The sequence below is a fragment of the Falseniella ignava genome (assembly GCF_002847645.1).
Lineage (GTDB): Bacteria > Bacillota > Bacilli > Lactobacillales > Aerococcaceae > Falseniella > Falseniella ignava.
The window spans coordinates 42,521-62,460 of record NZ_PKHE01000008.1 but is presented as its reverse complement, the minus strand read 5'-3'; the positions used below and the strand labels follow the sequence as shown (position 1 = coordinate 62,460).

Here is a 19,940-nt window from a genome sequence, read left to right as displayed (position 1 = left end):
CTTCCTTCAGATTCCGCCTCACGACGGACACCCTTGCCCTTAGCTAACAGTTCCTACTGCAAAGCCTGTAGCGGACTTGAACCGCCAAGTTAACGCCCATGCTGGGCGCACTTAAAAAGAAGGTCAACTCGAATAAAGAGTTGACCTTATTATTTCATAAATTATTTAATCCAAGTCCCTGTTTTACCAGCTAATGCGTCAAAAGCTTTTTCAAGTGAGGTAATTAAGGCGGATCCGCCCTCCTTTGCTTTCACAAAGCCTAAAGCAGCTTCAATCTTAGGCTTCATTGATCCTTCAGCAAATTCTTTATCCGCTAAATATTGCTCTGCCTGCTCAATTGAGAGTTCAGATAACCATTCTTGATCCGGTTGACCAAATTTAATCGCTACTTTTTCAACAGCAGTTAAAATAATTAAAGTGTCAGCATCCACTAATTCAGCTAATTTAGCGGATGTAAAGTCTTTATCAATTACTGCAGCAACCCCTTCTAATGCCCCATTTTCACTAATGACTGGAACACCGCCACCACCTGCAGCAATCACAATCATACCATTGTTATAAAGCAATTCCACGGCTTCTTTTTCAATAATATCTACTGGTTTTGGTGATGGAACAACACGGCGATACCCTCTACCCGCATCTTCTTTGAAAACAAAGCCTTTTTCAATCATTTCATCGGCAGCTTCTTTACTATAGAATGAACCAATTGGTTTTGTAGGATTTTCAAAGGCAGGGTCATCTTTATTAACTAAAACTTGAGTCACAACCGATGCGACGGTTTGGTCCATTTTACGGGCTAATAACTCATTTTGAATCGCATTTTGTAAGTGATAACCAATATAACCTTGACTCATCGCCCCACATTCTGGGAATGGCATTTCTGCTGTTTGTGCTTCTGATTTTGAAGCAATATCCATGGCTAGGTTAATCATTCCAACTTGCGGACCGTTTCCGTGTGAAACAATAACTTTGTTACCTTGCTCAACTAAGTCTACTATCGATTTAGCGGTAATTTTTACTGCTTCTTTTTGCTCCTCTGGTGTATTCCCTAATGCATTTCCACCTAAAGCTAATACAATTTTTTTCAAGTTTGTCCCCCTATTTATGAATTAATTATTCAACGCACGATCCACATTTCGAATAAAGTCTTGAACGTTTGTAACCATCGATACGGCTGTTACAGTCCCACGGTCTGAAAGTTTATTGACTGCAAATTCTTGAATATCAATCGTATACATATAGACTGGACGCACCATTCCATCAAACACATTATAGGATGGTGTCATATTTCCTGTTGCTATCGTAAATAAAATCGCAGACATCATAATAATCGTAGATGTTTTACGAGCATGCATACGCATAATATTTTGCGCTTCATAGACATCGTTAATCGTCTCAGGTAAGCCTAAACGGTCACGGATTGTTCCTGCAATGACCACCGGCACGTCCATTTCTACGCATGCTTTCATAAACCCATCTTTAACTAAGCCAGATTCAACTAACGCTTTTGTTGAACCGTATTTTCTAGCTAGGTTGATGGTTTCAAATAAATTTCGCGTCGTATTTTGTTCTTTTTCAAAGTGCTCTTGACCCCAAGACGTATTAAATATCCCTTTCTCTAAGTCAAATGCAGCTGTCTCCGTTCCACAGAAGATTGCTTGAACATAACCGTTTCGCACAAGTCGCTCCAATGCTAGACGTGAATCACGGTCTAGCGCAAGGGCGGCCCCAACAATGAGTGTCACATAACCGTTGTTCGCTTTCTCATGTTTGAGTACTTCATACAAAGTATCATAGTCAATGGAGAATGCGGTCTCACGCGAGCGTCCAGATCGGAAAGCAAAAGTATCCGTATTTTCTTCTTCGGCTAAAAACCCTTGTGTCCAGACATAAATACCTTCAGAAGCATCTTCCGTTCGGCCAATAACGACTTTGTCACCTTTTTTCAAATTACGGAATTCGACAATATTCACACTTTCTTCACCAGGTGTGTCATTCACTACACAAACTGTATCCATACGAGATTCATTAGCTAATACCCATTTTCCATTAATTTTAAAGTATTCTGGGTAAACCGAAAGGGCATGATAATTCCTTGGACTCAATCCATCATGGGTCACCTCTTCGACGGTGACATTGGGTGCATTTTTAAGGAATTCTTGTTCAAAATCAGGATGATGATATTTTGGCATTTCAAAGTGCATTATTGATCCGCTCCTTTCTGAACATGGTTTTGTTGTTCCACTTCAACGTGCTCCGTTTCAGGAATCGCCATTTCTTCAAATAACGCTGGATTTGCAGGCGTTATTAGTGCTTTTTCACAGTTAACAACAAAGTCTTGAACATTCGTTACCATTGGAATAAAGGCCATTTGTTCTCTTGCAGCCCCTACTTTATTAACGACGTTTTCGGTTACGTCAACCGAGTACATATAAACTGGCGTAATCTTACCATCCTTACGGATACGATAACTTGAGGCCATATTCGCAACTGATAAACTATGGAGCATTGTCGCAATACAAATAACTAAGGTTGCTTTATCAAGCTCTTTCTTCGTTTCTGAGAGCGCAAGGTCTGTTTCAGCAATGACTTCAGGTAGTGGTCCGTCATCTCGGATAGAACCTGACAAGACAAACGGTACGTCCATATCGGACAACGTCTTAATAATGCCATCTTTAACATTACCAGAAGCAATAAATTCTTTAATGGAACCTGCAGTTCTTACTTCATTGAGTAAGTCTAAATGATTATAGTGCCCCATTGGCACGTTCTCTTGCGTATATATATTTTGACCTAAAGCCGTCTGCAGGAAGCCCCCTTCTAGGTCATGAGTACACATCGCATTTCCACCCATTAAACAATCAATATAGCCATTTTCAGCAAGTCGATTAAGTGATTTACGGGTATCATAGTCGAATACTACGGAAGGACCTAAGACCCAGACGATATAGCCATCTTCCGAATCTCGTTCATGTTGCATCAATTCAAAGAGTAAATCATAATCCTTTGAAAATGATGTTTCCACTGCTTTACCTGGTGTTGAAAAGATCGATTCAGGGAAGCCATCTCGATAGACTAATATTCCATCCTCTACGCGTCCTTCTTTACTCAATACAACTCTGTCCCCTACTTTTAAATCGCGAATTTCAGTTATAGTTACTTGTTGGTCTTTAACAACGGCCACACAATTGAGTGAGTTATGTTCAGGAATCACCCATTCTTCATTCAGTTTATAAAAGGTAGGCATATGTGACGTTAAATAAAAATTATCTGGAGCGACCCCTTCTATTTCTACTTCTGCCAGTTGAACATTTGATGCCTCTTTAAATTTGGCTTGTGTAAAATCTGGATAAACAAATTCTGGTACTTGGTATCCCATATTATTCCTCCAATCATTTATTTTGATGTAAAGTAACATTGAATTGATTCGCTTCATCCAAAGAGAGCGATAATGTTGTAAAACTTTGAATCTCTTGGACGAAATTAATTTCAGAAATCAATAAATAGATTTCTTGCTCAATCATCCGCTGAATGGCTGTGGGTTCTAGTTGCTCCATCCGTATCATTTGCATAAATTGATCCAAGAACTTCGAATCATAACTTAACTCAATTTGACGTTCTTGAAGTTCGGACTCCAATTTTTCTAAGCATAACTCGATATATTTTCGAGTCGTATTCGCATTTAACGGTGGCAAATGGAAGTACCCGTCTACGTGGCGAATGAAATCTACTTCTAGTATACCATGTTCTATGGCCTCATGTGAGGTCACTGTGAGTAATATTAAAGCGTGTTTCATACTAATCGTTCGACCTTTATTATCGGTAATCATACCACTTTGAATCATTTGTAAAATAAGGTTTTGAACTTGTCTGTGTGCTCGATCGATATGATCAAACACAATCACTGAATATGGTTTCGTCCGAAGTGACTCGGTCAAAACTCCCCCAAATTCATAACCAACATAACCCGGTGGTGCTCCAATTAACTTAGTAATCGAAGACGCATCGGTAAATTCGCTTAGATCAAGTCGAATTAATGATTTAGCACCATCATATAGGCTATCCGCTAATAATTCTCCAAGATACGATTTTCCAGATCCACTTGGCCCTGTAATCAGAAAGCTTCCAACGGGTTTAGAACGAGATAATATCCCACCTTCTGAAATAATATATTGATTCATAATTTGGTCGATAACATCTTCTCCACCTACAAAGGATTGTTTAAGAAGAGATCGAATTCCCTGTAGTTGCTCTAATTTATTCGTTGTTAGCTTAGATTTTGGCATGCCAGATAATTTCGAAATCACGTCTTTAACTTCATTCTCCGTCACTTTTGTCGTTAGTGGATAATACGGAGCTTGTTGTTTTAATGTTTTTAACTTTAATTCAAGTTGGTCCTTTTGTTGAATTAACCTCGCCAAATCCTCAAACGCATGCGCTTCTTGCAACGCTTCAATTTCAATCATCAAAGCGAACCGCTCACTTTCATAACGGACAACCTCCGCTTGGCGGTCCTTTTCTCGTTGATAACGTTCTATTTGCTCTGACCATTCACTTTCTAATGTGAGAATTTGTTCAGATTTTTCTTGCAGTCGATGTTGAGATAAGCGGTCCGATTCTGAGGCTAAGGCAATTTTTTCCATTTCCAGTTGAATAATCGAACGATGAAGTTGGTCTAAGGCTTCGGGTTGCTGATCACGTGCCATTTTTACAATAGCGCAAGCTTCATCAATCACATCAATCGCCACATCGGGCAATTTACGTTCCGATAAGAAGCGTTGCGATAATCTAGCAGCTTCTGTAAGCGCCAAATCCGAAATTTCAACTTGATGATAAGCCTCGTATTTGAACTTAATCCCTCGCAAAATTGCAATCGTCGTCTCTAAACTCGGTTCTTCAACTAATATTTTTTGAAAACGTCGGTCCAATGCCCGGTCAACCTCGATAAACTGGCGATATTCTTCAATGGTGGTCGCGCCAATCGTTAGTATCTCGCCTCGAGCTAGCATTGGTTTCAACATATTGGCTGTATCCATAGCTCCTGAACTCGAACCACTGCCAATTATATTATGAATTTCATCAATAAATAAAATAATTTGACCCTCTGAGTCACGAATTAACTCCAAAATCTTTTTTAATCGTTCTTCAAAATCCCCTCGGTATTTTGCCCCTGCTACGAGTGCAGTCATATCCAACGAAAAGACAACTTTATCTTTTAACGCATCGGGAACATCCCCTTTAGCAATACGCTGAACAAGTCCTTCTACAATGGCTGTCTTCCCTACTCCAGCTTCTCCGATTAAGACCGGATTATTTTTAATACGTCTCGATAGAATCCGAATCGTATCTCGAGTTTCTTCTTCTCGTCCGATAACTGGATCTAATAACCCTTCCATCGCTTCTTGAGTTAAAACTCTCCCATATTTTTTCAAAGTTTGTAAGGTTTCTTGGTTTAAGCCACTTAATAAATTCTCATTGAATTGTTGACCCTTCAACTGATAATACGTTGTATAAGTAAGACCGTATTGTTGAGCTAATTTTGCTGTGGGCATATCCTCTTCACGTAGAAGTGCTAATAATAGATGCTCAACTTTAATTTGATCTTCATATTGATTTCTAGCAACCTCTTCACTGATTAATAAGGCACGTTGGTATGACCTTGACGTGTATAGAGAAGTCAATCCCTTCGCCGATCTTAATTTTTGAATCGCTAAATCCGTCGCATCTTCAAGAGATTGAACATCGATTTTTAATATTTTTAAGTCATCACGGATAAGTCCCTCAGGAAGTCTTAAAAGTGCACAAAATAAATGCAAATCTGTCACTTCAGCATTACTGTATTTAATGGCCAACTGATTGGCTGTTTTAATGACATTCAGCGCAGCTTGCGAATATTTTGCTAAATCCATCTCTATCCTCCTATAAGTAGCCAAATTAAATGAGATGCGATACCGGCACCTATTCCTCCAATCGTATGACAGAAGATCGCATTCCCAGTCATTTCCTTCGTATCTAAAGCATCCATCATCGCAATATGAGTCGATAAATAACCGGACCAACACATACAAATGGATGTAAAGACTGCGATATCATTTCCATTGACAATTCCTTTATTAGCCATATCAGTGACCATCCCAATCGCTGCCCCTGCAGAACCTAATGCTGTAATTGGCACCGCAATCGCATCAGGACTTGAAAAGCCGAATAATGGATTAATAATAAATGAAATTTTCTCACCTAAAAGTGGCAATAATGCAATCCCTTCATTCGCAGCTCCGGTATAAACACCACCTTCTCCGGGACCATTCGTAAGAAGTAAAACGATCGAACAAATTAAACAAACTCCCGGAATAATCGCAAGTCCCATATCAACACCCACTTTACCACCATCTAGGAAGGCCGTAATAAAGCGAGCTCCAGCAGAACCTTCACGAATTTTACGATAGCCTATTGGAATCTCGTCCGCTCTTTTGGTCTCAACCATTTCAGTGGTTCCATAATAGGCCTTCGTTCGCATAATCATCAGTCGAACGGAAATAATAGATCCGATAATCGCGCCAACAAAGCCTACTAACGCTCCTTTTAATGCTCCATCGATTGGCAATGCCATCATCGAAGTAACCGTAATTAATCCCATCCCAAATGATGTTCCTAAGTTCGTCAAAGCGGGCATTTGATATTTTTTAAAGTATTTTCTAAAATTATCGTCGAAAGCTAACGTTAAAATTGCCGGATTATCAGACATAAAACAGTTCAGCATCCCTAATGAACTCGCTCCCGGCAAATCATAAATAGGCTTCATAAAGAAGGATACAGCTTTATTTACAAGAGCAATTACACCAAATTCAGAAAATATCGCTGAAATTCCTCCTGCAATAACGGCTACAGCCATTAAATATAAACAAACATTTATCAATAAATCATAGGCGGTTAACATCATGGTTTTAAACATATTAGTACCACCCATAATGCGTCCCATATAAATAAATAATGAAAAGAATAGCACTAAAAATATCAAAGGTTCAATGCTAATTTCTTTCTTCAAATTATGATTACGTAAATTATTCTCCATTGGTTTCCTCCAATTGGTGATAACGTAGCGTCGCTTTGTCTAAGCCCAAATTATGAGAACTGAAAGCAAACTAATCATAAAAATCCGGGATTTCTCCCGGATTGATTGATTTGTTAACCCGCGGAAACAGATTGCATCTTGGGGCACCCTGTTTTTGGTGCTAAAACAATGTCGTCTCTCAGCCTCTAAAATCTTTGATGACTTTATTAGCAAAGTGTTGCGTACATCACCGCTTTAATGGTATGCATACGATTTTCAGCTTGATCAAAGACGTAAGATTGTTTTGATTCAAAGACTTCATCCGTTACTTCAATTGATTCTAAGCCAAATTTTTCAAAAATTTCTTGACCGACAGTTGTTTCTTTGTCATGGAAAGCAGGTAGGCAATGTAAGAAGATGGCTTCCTTATCAGCTAATTTCATGACATCTTTCGTCACTTGGTAAGGTTTAAGTAATTTGATGCGGCGTTCCCATTCTTCCTCTGGCTCACCCATTGATACCCAGACGTCCGTATAAATCACATTCGCATCTTTCGCTGCTTCTTCAACATCTTCAATTAATTCGATAGTAGAGAAGTTTTCAGCCGCAATTTCTTTAGCAGTTTCCACTAAAGATTCTTCAGGGAATAACTCTTTTGGCGCACAAGCAACAAAGTTAATACCTAATTTTGCACAAACGACCATTAAAGAGTTTGCCATATTATTTCTTGCATCACCAAAGTAAACAAACTTCAAGCCTTTAGAATAACCAAAGTGTTCTTCAATCGTTAACACATCTGCTAACATTTGAGTTGGATGCCATTGGTCAGTTAAACCGTTCCATACTGGAACCCCAGCGTATTTTGCTAAAGCTTCAACGTGCTCTTGCTTAAATCCACGGAATTCAATTCCATCGTACATCCGACCAAGCACACGTGCTGTATCAGCCACAGATTCTTTATGACCCATTTGAGAGCCGGTTGGATCTAAGTATGTCACGCCCATTCCTAAGTCATAGCCTGCGACCTCAAAAGCACAACGAGTCCGAGTTGAAGTTTTTTCAAAAATAATCGCGATGTTTTTCCCTTCTAAATAGCGATGCGGAACACCTGCACGTTTCATCGATTTAAAATCTTTTGATAATTCCAACAAATAACGAATATCATCCGATGAAAAATCTAGTAATTTAAGAAACGATTTACCTCTAAAGTTTTTTGCCATTGTATCACTCCTATCGAATAATCGTAAAAATGGTAACGTTTTTACAGTTCTATTGTAACACGCTTTCATTCATTAAGGTAGACTATAATTAAATGAAAAAACGCTAAAATATTAAAAAAGACTAATCTTTACTCAAAGATTAGTCTTTTGGATCAAATAATATTTAAAAATTTAGTTACTTGACTCTTTTTTACGTTTGATTGACCATAAACCAACCGCTAAGAATAGTAATCCAATTCCGAAACTAAAGCCAATAGCTTCACCTGTCTCTGGTAATTGATTTACACTTGCGACACGCGTTTCTGCCACATAAGTTTGATGTTCAACCTCTTTAGAAAGCTCCTCTTGAGCTGGGACTTCTTCGGATTCAGTCTCAGGTTCTGTAGGATTTACTGGCTTCTCTTCTTCAGGTTCAGCAGGAACTGTTGGCGTCTCTTCTTCGGGCTCAGCAGGTGTTACTGGAACTTCTTCTTCGGGTTCAGTTGGCTCTTCAGCTGCTTGAACTTGTTGCATGATGCGTGTATTCGGGAACGCTTCTGCATATTTTTCTAATTGTTCTGCAGTCATCTTCTTAAGATATTCCATCACCACTTCATCCATTGATGGACCTTCTTCACGTAATCCACCTAACATATCATAGCCATCGCCACCTGCCGCTAAGAAATCATTCGTAGCGAGGTTATACACTTTATCTTCTAATACTTTCTCAAATGTTTTCGTTACAGGGTTCAAAATCTTAAGATCCCATACGCGTTTTCCTGCTTCTTTCATCGCATCGAAATAAACTTGAACCGAATGAGATACTTGTAAAAATCCACCATTCGAACCTAATCGAGGAAGATCATTTGAATCTTTAACAATTTCGCCTGCTTTATTCTTTTCAACATCAGTACGAAGAGAATGTTCAAACATCGCATATAATTGTTTACCTGTCACTTGAATTTGAGACATTGTATTACCAAATGGTAAAACTGAAATAATATTACCACGTGTAATCGGACCTTCTTCAACGCTTACACGTACGCCTCCACCATTGATTACTGCTAAATCAGTTGGATTTGTGAAGCCTGTTTGTCCATATTCATATAATAAGTCAGAAATAATATTACCGAGATTTGTTTCACGACGACGAACATCATCACGCTCACCAACAAATTTCACTGGGTTATTTTCAACAATCACTTCAGCATTGACACGGTCATACTCTTCGCGAGCAGCTTCAATGATTTCTTTTACTTTTGAATTTACTTCTAAATCTTTCAATTCTTCTGCAGAGACATAATAAGCTTCAGCTTGATAGTCAGCGTCTTTACCTTTTAAAGCAATGTTACCAATATTAGCTAAGTGTGAACCTGTTTGACTGTACAATACATTGCCAAAGCGCGTCGCTTTTTTTGTATGTGAGTGCCCATCAATTACCATAATTTGTGCATCGCTATGGCGCTCTGCCAGTACTTTTGCCAGAGAATCTCCCCGCCATTGCGGATTAGTTTCATCATCAATCCCTAAATGCACCAAATAAATATAGGTATCTACCATTTTTTCTGTAAGTTCACTAAATTGCTCTAACCCTTCTGCAATAGGATTTCTAAATTCAACGCCTTCCACATTTTTAGGATGTGTTTTAGTCGCTGTTTCAGGTGTCGTTAAACCAATAATTCCATATTTGCGATTGTTCTTTTCAATCACAGTATAGGGTTGAAATACACGCTCTCCATCTTTATAGACATTGGCAGAAAGAATTGGGAATTTCAATAGTTCTTGATAAGCTAATGCATTTTCATAACCAAAGTCGAACTCGTGATTCCCTACTACCATTGCGTCATAACCGACTTCATTCATAAGCTCTGCCATGGTTTTTCCATTATCAGAGTTTGAAATCGGTAATCCTTGGAAAGCATCTCCACCATCCAGGACTAAATCTGGCTTCGTTTCTTCAACATAAGTTTTTACTTTACCAATCCCAATTTCACGATCTGTACTTTCGATTCGTCCGTGCATATCGTTAGTATGAACAATAGTAACATCTGGATCTTGAATTTCTCGCTCCTCTACTACTTTTTCATCAGCTTCATCTGATGAACTTTCAGCAGGCGTCAGATCTTCTCCTTCCATTTCAGGAATTGCAACCTCTTCAGAAGCAACAACAGGTTCCGTTTGAGCATTTTCAGCTTGAACGGACATTGGTGTTGTAAATAGCATCAATGATGCAAATACCGCCCAAAAATAATGATAAAACTTATGATTTCTCACAGATTGTCTCCTTTCAATCTTTGAATATATTATCCACATAATTTCCCAAAATATGTGGTAACTTTAATATTGCATAATAAAAAGTAGAAGTCAATCAAACATCTGATGAATGTTAAAATTATTTAAGGAATGATCGTGTTATCTAGATACATACTAAAAAGATGGAATTTTACAAATTTAAAAAACCAGCACCGAATGTAGTGCTGGTTTAAAAATTAAACTATTTATTTACAATTTCAAAGTATTTGTCAGAAGATTTAACCCCTGCTTTACCCATCATCGTTGTAAATACACATCCTAGAACTAAGCCTAAGAATAAGTAAAGTGAGTATTTAGAAACTTCGTTTGAAACATCTTCACTTACTTCAACTGCTTGGCTTACAATCTCGTCAGCTTGTTCAGAAACTTCTTCAGCTTTTTCGCTTGCTTGAGTAGATAATTCTTGTAGACGAGTATCTGCATCTGCTAAAGCAGTTTGAACTTTTTCTGCAGATTCATTGTAAGATTCAATTAAATTATCAACAGCTTTCTCAACTTCTTGTTTAGATAAGTCTGTGTTTTCTGAGATTACTTTTTCTAGATCATCACGGTCAACATCTGCTGCAATGTCTGTAATACGGTCTTCAATTGATTGACCTACTTCACTTACTACAGCTTGTGCATCTTCTCCGTCAATGACGATACGACGTCCTGCGTCTTTAATCTCATCGATTGTTAAATCAATTTGACTTTGTAAGAAATTAGGTTGGAATTGAGGAACATCTGAATTTTCTAAAGCTTTTAGAACTTCTTCTTCAACATCAGCTGTATCTTCAATATTGATTTCAGCAGCAATTGAATCAAATGCTTCTTGAGTTAAATTACCCACTGCTGAACCTGCTGTTGAAGCAACAGAACCAATTGCATCACCTGCAGTAGTTGCTACGGTTGATACAGCATTACCTGCTGCACCAAGTGTGCCGCCTACAACGTTACCAACAAGTCCGAAAACTCCTGATAATGCTGAGAATGCTAACCAAGTTGATAAGAATAAACTCACTGCCCAAGTTAAGAAACCGTGAACTAAACCACCACGACCAGCAGCTACACCGGCAACATAGCCTGCTCCACCTAATGAAACAATAAGTGAAACAACAAACCAGATTACCATGCTAACCGTTAAACCAGCAAATGGCTCATTCGCTGTAAAGTTAGGAACACCAAATCCAATGGCTGATCCGATTAATGAAAGTAAAATACTTAAAGCGATAAATGTAATGGCCCCTGCAATAACAGCTGACCAAGAAATGTTGGCCCCTGCTTTATCTTCTTTAACTACTCCACCGTAAGTGGTGGTTGATGTATACTCAACAGATTCTCCGTCGCGTACTGCTGCTTCTGTGTATACTTTGTCTACATTATTATGATTATGTTCTGTCATAATAACACCCTTTCTATCTTTACGATAAATTATAGTGTTTCTATTAATGATATTTTTATCATTCACTACATTAATAGTATACTACATAAATAAAGTAATTGCTAATAAAAGCACTTATGATTTACAAAAAGTTGCGATAATATCAACGTTTATTTGGCAACCGTTTGCAAAAAAATAAAAAATAGAGCAAAAGAAAATACAAATTATCTTTTGCTCCTATACATAAATCGTTTACACAAAATGACTATTTACAAATCTTATCACTTCATCAGCCAGCTGTTGCTTTGTCCGACCAATCGTTAAAACGTGCAAACCCTCTTCATACCAGATTAGTTCAGGTTTTCTTTTATGGAAATAATCCAATAAATCTCGGCTCTGTTGAGGGTCAATCATTGTATCCTGGCCACCTTGAGCAATTAAGACTGGCTTATCAAGTTCTGCAAATTGTTTGAGTAGCGCATATGAGATTTCTCCTAATGGCTCTAAAACGACCTTACTAACTTCTTGTTCCATCCCTTGAGTAGCCTGTCCAATCTCTTGCGGTGTCCAACCTAATTTTTTCTTTTCTTGAACAAAACGTTTAACAAAACTCTCCGCAACTTTATTTGAACTTTCAGGAATGAGGGGAGCACAAAACGCACCACCACCAAGAACATCTTCTGAATTTGCAATAAGATGCATTGCAATCAACCCACCTAGCGAAACGCCAAAGGCAATAATTTTTTTGTACCCTAATGATTTTAAATGTTCGACTGCTTGGTAACCATCTTCAATCCAAACATCTGGGTTAGCAATTGTTTCTTCAATGGCGCCGCCATGATGTGTTAATACTGGCCCATAGACACTGAATCCCGCTTTGGACAATAATCTCGCAAAAGTTCGGAAATCAATCGGAGATGAAGTGTATGAATGTAATAATAATATCGCAACTTCACCTGTTTGATAAAAAAATGATCGGTCTGTTGTACTCATAAATATCGATTATTTTTTAACAACGTGAATTGGCTTATCTGCTGCAATTTCAGCCGTTTCCATTATAATTTCACCTAAAGTTGGATGTGGGTGAACAGTCATCGCGATATCTTCAACCGTTAATTCTTTCTCAATTGCCAGAGACAACTCGTTGATTAAGTCTGATGCATTCGCTCCTACAATCTCACAACCAATTACTTTACCTGTCGCTTTATCAGAAATTAAGTTTACATAACCGGCTGTTTCTGCCATCGCGATTGCACGGCCATTTCCAGCATATTGGAATGAAGATTGAATCGCATCTAATTTTTGTGCCTTTACTTCATCCGACGTTACACCCGTTACCGCAATTTCAGGTTCAGAATATACGACGGATGGCATACATTTGTATGCAATAGTAGAATCCATGCCTGCAATTGCTTCAGCAGCAATTTTAGCTTCATAACTTGCTTTATGTGCAAGTTGTGGACCTGCAATAATATCCCCAATTGCATAAATATGTGGCTTGTTCGTACGTGCTTGTTCGTCAACTTTAACAAGACCGTATTCATCTAATTCTACGCCTGCTTTTTCAATACCAATATCGTCAGTATTAACCACACGACCGATACTTAGCATTACATAGTCTGCTTTGTACTCTTCTGTTTTTCCTTTAACTTCCGCAGTAACTGTCACACCATCTGCTTCTTCTTGGCTTCCATTAACCATCGCATTTGTAACAATTTCAACGCCTTTTTCTTTTAGTTTACGTTGAACAACATTCGTTAACTTACGGTTCGTTCCCGGTAAAATGTTCTTTTGTCCTTCAAGAACCGTTACTTTTGTGCCAAAGTTTGCATAAACCGTTGCTAACTCGATACCGATAACGCCCCCTCCAATAACAATTAAGCTATCTGGACGTTCTGGGAAGCTTAATACTTCTGTTGAAGAAACAATTCGGTCAGAGAATCGTACCGGTGGAATATCACGTGGACGAGATCCTGTCGCAATAATACAGTCTTCAAACTTCAGCGTTTTTTGACCTTCTTCACTTTCAATACTTAACGTATGTTCGTCTTCAAAGCGTGCTGTACCGCGAACAATTTCAATGTTATTTCCATTTAGAAGGTATTCAACACCATCCGTTAATTGTTCAACCGCATTAGCACGGAATGCTTGAACTTTATCCCAGTCAAACGTAATTTCCGGAACATTCAATCCAAATTGTTCATATTCTTTCACATCGTTGTATTTATGAGCGGCTGTAATCATCGCTTTCGATGGGATACATCCCACGTTTAAGCAGACGCCCCCAATATATTCTTTCTCAATAATTGCGACTTTCTTACCAAGTTGAGCCGCACGAATAGCAGCAACATATCCCCCAGGACCTGAACCAATTACAACTACTTCTGTTTCAATTGTCATTTACAATTGCCCTCCTTAAATATGCTTACCCTTCATCAAGTGAAGAGCAAAGAAAAATGTTACATCTATTTTATCATATTTGTGAATCAAATCCCAATACCCATCGATATTTTATTAGATTTCACATAGGTTGTTCGGGGGGATTGAACGAGCAGAGTTATACTTGATTACTATTTATTGTTTATTTTCCTAAAATGATTGATTATACTTTAAAAGACCATTATTATATTGATGGTATCTATTTAATAGAAAGGAGCTAGCTATGTCATTTACAAGTTTGAAAGAATTGGTCTACTTAGCCAAAACACAAGATTGCAAAATTTCTGAGATGATGATTGAGAGTGAACTACAATTTCACGGTGGTGATCTCAATCGGGAAGAATTAATTAACATTATGCGTGAACAATTCCACGTAATGATGGAATCCGTTAAGATTGGAACTGAAAACTTAACGATGTCTAAAACGGGGATTACCGGCGGAGATGGGTTTCGTGTGACAGAATATATTAAAGAAGGTAAAACAATTGTCAACCCCATTAGCTTGCAAGTGGTTGCCAATGCAATGGCTGTCAACGAAGTGAATGCTTCAATGGGACGCATTGTCGCAACACCTACCGCGGGTTCAGCAGGAATTTTACCGGCAGTATTAACCGCTATGGTTGAACGAAATGAATTTAGCGAAGATGAGATTATTCAAGCGATGTTTACTTCTTCTGCTCTTGGACTTGTCATTGCGAACCGAGCTTCAATCTCAGGCGCACAAGGTGGCTGCCAAGCTGAGATTGGCTCTGCAACAGCAATGGCTGCTGGAGCTTTAGTGGAATTACACGGCGGAACACCTGAGCAAGTAGGTAACGCTGTTGGGTTAGCTTTAAAAAATTCACTCGGACTTGTCTGCGACCCGGTGGCTGGTTTAGTTGAAATACCTTGTATTACGCGAAACGGTCTTCACGCTTTAACGGCCATGGCTGCAGCGGATATGGCATTAGCTGGCGTTGTAAGTATTATCCCACCGGATGAAGTCATCGATACAATGGAATCCATCGGTAAGGATTTACCACCTTCCCTACGCGAAACAGGAATTGGTGGATTAGCGGGAACCGAGACGGGTAAAGAAATTAAACACCAAGTTTTTGGCGATACGACGTTAGAAATTGCAAATTACAAGAGTGCTTATGAAATTATCGGGCCAATTATGGTAGGACCTTCATCTTCTCATACTGCCGGCGCGGTTCGAATTGGTAACGTTGCACGTCAATTATTAGGAGAAGAACCTGAAGAAGTCGTCTTCTCGTTGATGGAATCTTTCGCTAAAACTTACCAAGGTCACGGAACCGACTTAGCACTCATTGCCGGTGTCTTAGGTTTCACTACTAAAGATTCAGATGTTTCTCTGGCAAAGGAACGTGCAGAAGAAGCGGGTCTTAGATATAACTTTTTAGAAGCGGATTTAGGCAATTATCACCCGAACACCGTTCGAATTAACTTATGGGGACCAACCAAACACGTTGAAATCATCGGAAGTTCTATCGGGGGCGGTAAAATCGAGATTAAAGAATTTAACGGCTATGACGTTAAATTCAGTGGCGAACGACCTACACTTGTATTACTACATCCTGACCGTGTCGGCTTTATCAATGCGATTACCGAGTATCTATCACGTCACGCAATTAATATTTCCGCATTAACCAACCGTCGCTCTAAAATCAATGGGCCATCCGTCTCAATTTATGAGCTAGACATGAACTTAATTGATGATGATATCGAATCGTTGAAACAACAGTTTCCATTTATCGAAGATGGCGCCATGGTTTACGTTCAATAATTAACTAGCAAGTCATCAAATAACCGAGCATCATAATGTGCTCGGTTTTGTTGTTGAATGATGACATATTTTGACGATGAACCTATCTGGATTTTCGATTCTAAATAGATTCAAGTGACAAATCTATTTAGATTTACAAATCCAAGATGATTCAGACTGTAAACCTATTTGGATTTACAAATCCAAGATGATTCAGAATGTAAACCTATTTGGATTTACAAATCTAAGATGATTCAGACTGCAAACCTATTTGGATTTACAAATCCAAGATGATTCAGACTGCAAACCTATTTGGATTTACAAATCCAAGATGATTCAGACTGTAAACCTATTTAGATTTACAAATCCAAGATGATTCAGACTGCAAACCTATTTGGATTTACAAATCCAAGATGATTCAGAATGTAAACCTATTTGGATTTACAAATCCAAGATGATTCAGACTGCAAACCTATTTGGATTTACAAATCCAAGTAAGTTCGTCGAATATCATTCTCAAATCCAATAATATTTCACAACAAAAATCCTACAATGACTCAATGCATTGCAGGATTTTTTGTAATCATATTGTTAGTTTGTTTTATTTAAGTCTTTAACTTTAATAATCGGTTCACCATGCGAATTGTAGATATATTCGCGCGCTTTTTCACCCGTGACCATGACTTTAATGAGGCGATCACGATACGGCTCTGCCAATTGATCGAATAATAGTTGGTCTTCATCAAGATGAAGCTGTTGACGAAGCGAGTCAACTTGACCGGCAGGCATTAACTTATAATTTGACTTAGGTAAAGGATGCTCACTCTGACGAGCTTCAATTCGATAAACATAATTCGGATCGCCATAACTGATTTCTAGTGCTCCACTATTTGTACGATGCTCTTCAACATCATGATATTTTTCTTTATGGATTTCCCACCATGTTTCGATGGCACTTCGGGCGGCTTCTTCAGATGGATAACTACCATGCTCTTTTCGTTTTTCAGCAAGACGATTTTCCCAATATACGGTATAGACAGTATGACTCATCAGATATCCTCCTTTTTTATAGTTCACATTTATTGTAACGCTTTCAAATGGATTTGTCATTCGTTTTGATAATTATTGAGGTAATTCCCAATGAATAGGTTGTTGGCCTGTCTCAATCAAAAATTGATTTGCTTTCGAAAATGGACGAGAACCGAAAAAACCTCGATAAGCGGACAACGGACTCGGGTGCGCAGAAGTAATAATATGATGACGTGTCGTATCAATGAGCGCCGCTTTCTGTTGCGCTGCCCTTCCCCATAAGATATAGACAATCGGATGCGGTGAACGATTGAGTGTTTCGATTAAATAGTCCGTCAACTCTTCCCAACCTTGACCGCGATGCGAATGCGCTTGATGCGCCCTCACCGTCAATACCGTATTCATCAGTAACACTCCTTGACGAGCCCAAGCAGATAAATCACCGTGAGAAGCAGGTTTGATTCCTAAATCTTGTTCAAGCTCTTGATAAATATTTCTTAAAGACGGTGGAATCACAACGCCTCGCTTCACTGAAAAACTCAATCCATTGGCTTGTTGTTCACCGTGATATGGGTCTTGTCCTAAAATCACGACTTTGACTTGATTAAAAGGTGTTATCTCAAAGGCTTGAAACCACTCTGCTTGTGGTGGATACACGGTATGTTCCTGCAATTCCTTTTCAAGAAAGTGTGTTAAATGATGAAAACTCTCTTGCTTGGCTGCCTGTTTAAAGAAAGGTTGCCAACCATTTGCTACAAAATCCAAAGTTATCGCTCCTTATTTTGATAAATAATAAAATAATCGGTCCAATCTCCCGTCGGAACAGTTATTTCCTGAACAGGTTCAAAAATCGATTCCGTCTCTAGAAACTTTTTAAAGTGGTAAGGATAATAACAGATTAATCGCACTGTCCGTGGAAATTGCTCGATGGATTTTTCAATGTTTCGTACCACTTGTTTGAAAATCGGTAATGCAAATGGATTGAAGAAGTAATACAACGTCTCATCGGCTTGCATCAAATAATCTTGGGCACTCACTGGATACAATTCAATCGGCGGCTGGTTAGGATGTGCTTTAAAATAATCCGAAGTATTTTGCTTCAATAACTTTAATGTCGTCGGGTGGGATTCTACGCCTCGCACCACCAAATTCAATTGATAATTCATAAAGCACAAGACACGCCCTGTTCCACAACCAAAATCTACCAGTACATCTTGCGAGCTTATTGTCAAATAATCCAATAAATATTGTAAAATCGAATAACTTGTTGGCTCACTTTCATAATGCATCGGTTGTTCAGAACCCCAATAAATAATCGATTGAGTTTGGATATTTAAGAATTGATCATCGATCTCCAGTGGCTGATCCAACGCGCTCACCTCTCTTTTAGTCAATGATTCCTTGGTCAGTCAACACCTTACGAAATGCCATCATTGCAGTATATGAAGCAACAATATGAATCGTTGTTTCATCAGTCTGTTGTATCCATTGTACAACGTCGCCAACACTCATTGGTTGGATTGGAACGGATAGCGCACTGCGTTCGAGCTCCTCAGTGATGGCTTGCTGACACATCCCACTTGTAACAATTTTTTTTATCGGATATGAGGCCATCCGATCGAAATCAACTTGTTGTAACCAACCAATATCTTCGCCATCCGCAGGTTGGTTATTAATTATAAAGACCATACTCATCGGTTCGTTCGTTAAGCCAATTAAATCCAGCGTCTGCTCCATCCCAACTGTATTTTTGATTAAATTCAAATGAATTTCCTTACCTTGGTATTCAACGACTTCTTGGCGTCCTGAAATACGAGGAGCACCTGAAAAGGCAGCTTGAATCTGCTCAGGCGTACACTCTAGATAGCGACCGAAAGCATAAGCAGCTAAAGCATTATATACATTGTACATGCCGCCCATTGGTAATTCATATTCTACTTCGTCAAAAGCGACTTTCGCGTAATCCGCATCAAGTTCAATAATGTCCATCATACGATAATCTAATGAGGGATGACTTAAGCCACAAGACGGACATAAATAATCTCCTAAATTACCGTAGCTAAGATATTTATACGTGAGAGTATGTTGGCACTTTGGACACGATTCATTCACTAATACCGATTCAAAGTGATTAACCGATTGTGACGAATAATCAAAACCGAAATACAGTCGTTCGTTCTCTAAATCTGGCATATGCAAGTATGGGGAATCACCGTTCGCAATAACCTGTGCTTCAGGAGAGCGACGAGCTGCTTCTTCTAATAGATTCGCTACCGCCTGAACGCTACCATATCGATCCATTTGGTCTTCAAATAAATTAGTATGGATGAATACATCTGGTTGAAAATATTGGAGAATTTTATTTAAGGAGCCTTCATCAATTTCTAGAATGGCCAGTCCCTGCTCCCCTGCTTTAAGCGGCTCGGCAGCAAGAAAAGCACCCACAATCCCTTGAATCATATTCGAACCGGATGCATTCGTCACAATTTGATAACCTTTTTGTCGCGCCATCTGTGCGCATAGTGCCGTAGTCATCGTCTTTCCATTGGTTCCTGTAATCACAGCAATTTGATAATTTTTTGTTAGAGAAGCTAAAATATGCGGGTCTAACGTCAAAGCCAACTTCCCTGGGAAGCTACTTCCCCCCTGAGTTAATCGGCTCAATACTTCCCGTGATCCGTTCGCAAGCATTCGAATGATTCTTGTCTTCAAATTCATATTTTTGTTCTCCTTCATCATTAAAATACTTGTCTATTATAGCATATCTCCTTTTTTCAGTGCATT

At 38.8% G+C, this 19,940-nt stretch carries 15 protein-coding genes and 1 pseudogene; 2 read left to right on the top strand and 14 right to left on the bottom strand.

All coding sequences use genetic code 11. The features are described 5' to 3' along the window. Positions 1-161 precede the first annotated feature (161 nt). The 10 genes from arcC to lpdA all read right to left on the bottom strand — a co-directional run bounded on the left by arcC (position 162) and on the right by lpdA (position 14,323). Positions 162-1,088, bottom strand: coding sequence for a carbamate kinase (gene arcC, locus CYJ57_RS04290; RefSeq protein WP_101954212.1), 927 nt, complete (start codon positions 1,086-1,088; stop codon positions 162-164). Between the two features lie 21 nt (positions 1,089-1,109). Continuing rightward, positions 1,110-2,204, bottom strand: coding sequence for a putative NPN-dependent ornithine cyclodeaminase (locus CYJ57_RS04285; RefSeq protein WP_101954211.1), 1,095 nt, complete (start codon positions 2,202-2,204; stop codon positions 1,110-1,112). Further along, complete coding sequence (locus CYJ57_RS04280) at positions 2,204-3,379, bottom strand: ornithine cyclodeaminase family domain (protein ID WP_101954210.1); 1,176 nt, start codon at positions 3,377-3,379, stop codon at positions 2,204-2,206. The genes CYJ57_RS04285 and CYJ57_RS04280 overlap by 1 nt, the downstream gene beginning before the upstream one ends. A gap of 13 nt (positions 3,380-3,392) precedes the next feature. Then, positions 3,393-5,909: an ATP-dependent Clp protease ATP-binding subunit gene (locus CYJ57_RS04275; protein WP_101954209.1), complete on the bottom strand. Its 2,517-nt coding sequence runs from the start codon at positions 5,907-5,909 to the stop codon at positions 3,393-3,395. A gap of 2 nt (positions 5,910-5,911) precedes the next feature. After that, on the bottom strand, positions 5,912-7,072 hold the full coding sequence (locus CYJ57_RS04270) for a CD0519/CD1768 family membrane protein (protein WP_101954208.1): 1,161 nt from the start codon (positions 7,070-7,072) through the stop codon (positions 5,912-5,914). Between the two features lie 206 nt (positions 7,073-7,278). Continuing rightward, complete coding sequence (argF, locus tag CYJ57_RS04265) at positions 7,279-8,271, bottom strand: ornithine carbamoyltransferase (RefSeq protein WP_006701242.1); 993 nt, start codon at positions 8,269-8,271, stop codon at positions 7,279-7,281. 171 nt (positions 8,272-8,442) lie between these two features. Continuing rightward, positions 8,443-10,524: a 5'-nucleotidase C-terminal domain-containing protein gene (locus CYJ57_RS04260; protein ID WP_180764387.1), complete on the bottom strand. Its 2,082-nt coding sequence runs from the start codon at positions 10,522-10,524 to the stop codon at positions 8,443-8,445. Positions 10,525-10,744: 220 nt separating this feature from the next. Continuing rightward, positions 10,745-11,944: a TIGR04086 family membrane protein gene (locus tag CYJ57_RS04255; RefSeq protein ID WP_006701240.1), complete on the bottom strand. Its 1,200-nt coding sequence runs from the start codon at positions 11,942-11,944 to the stop codon at positions 10,745-10,747. A 231-nt stretch (positions 11,945-12,175) separates the two neighbouring features. Continuing rightward, positions 12,176-12,916, bottom strand: a complete 741-nt coding sequence (locus tag CYJ57_RS04250; protein ID WP_101954206.1) for an alpha/beta hydrolase — start codon at positions 12,914-12,916, stop codon at positions 12,176-12,178. 9 nt (positions 12,917-12,925) lie between these two features. Continuing rightward, positions 12,926-14,323 (bottom strand): dihydrolipoyl dehydrogenase, encoded by a 1,398-nt coding sequence (lpdA, locus tag CYJ57_RS04245; protein WP_006701238.1) that lies wholly within the window; start codon positions 14,321-14,323, stop codon positions 12,926-12,928. A gap of 262 nt (positions 14,324-14,585) precedes the next feature. On the opposite strand from lpdA, the pseudogene sdaAA reads away from it, so the two are divergent. Next, positions 14,586-15,464 (top strand): annotated as a pseudogene (gene sdaAA / locus CYJ57_RS07980) (L-serine ammonia-lyase, iron-sulfur-dependent, subunit alpha); the annotation flags it as partial. Next, the gene (gene sdaAB / locus CYJ57_RS07975; RefSeq protein ID WP_280522418.1) at positions 15,441-16,148 is read left to right on the top strand and encodes an L-serine ammonia-lyase, iron-sulfur-dependent subunit beta; all 708 of its coding nucleotides are present in this window, start codon (positions 15,441-15,443) and stop codon (positions 16,146-16,148) included. The pseudogene sdaAA and the gene sdaAB, both read left to right, overlap by 24 nt. A gap of 570 nt (positions 16,149-16,718) precedes the next feature. Here sdaAB and CYJ57_RS04235 read toward each other — a convergent pair. The 4 genes from CYJ57_RS04235 to CYJ57_RS04220 form a co-directional block, all read right to left on the bottom strand. Beyond that, positions 16,719-17,177: a hypothetical protein gene (locus CYJ57_RS04235; protein WP_006701232.1), complete on the bottom strand. Its 459-nt coding sequence runs from the start codon at positions 17,175-17,177 to the stop codon at positions 16,719-16,721. Between the two features lie 72 nt (positions 17,178-17,249). Next, positions 17,250-17,921 (bottom strand): uracil-DNA glycosylase, encoded by a 672-nt coding sequence (locus CYJ57_RS04230; RefSeq protein WP_006701231.1) that lies wholly within the window; start codon positions 17,919-17,921, stop codon positions 17,250-17,252. A gap of 2 nt (positions 17,922-17,923) precedes the next feature. Then, positions 17,924-18,550, bottom strand: a complete 627-nt coding sequence (locus tag CYJ57_RS04225; RefSeq protein WP_219525565.1) for a class I SAM-dependent methyltransferase — start codon at positions 18,548-18,550, stop codon at positions 17,924-17,926. Then, entirely contained in the window at positions 18,543-19,874 is a 1,332-nt protein-coding gene (locus tag CYJ57_RS04220) for a MurT ligase domain-containing protein (RefSeq protein WP_180764386.1), read from the bottom strand. The genes CYJ57_RS04225 and CYJ57_RS04220 overlap by 8 nt, the downstream gene beginning before the upstream one ends. Positions 19,875-19,940: the final 66 nt, after the last annotated feature.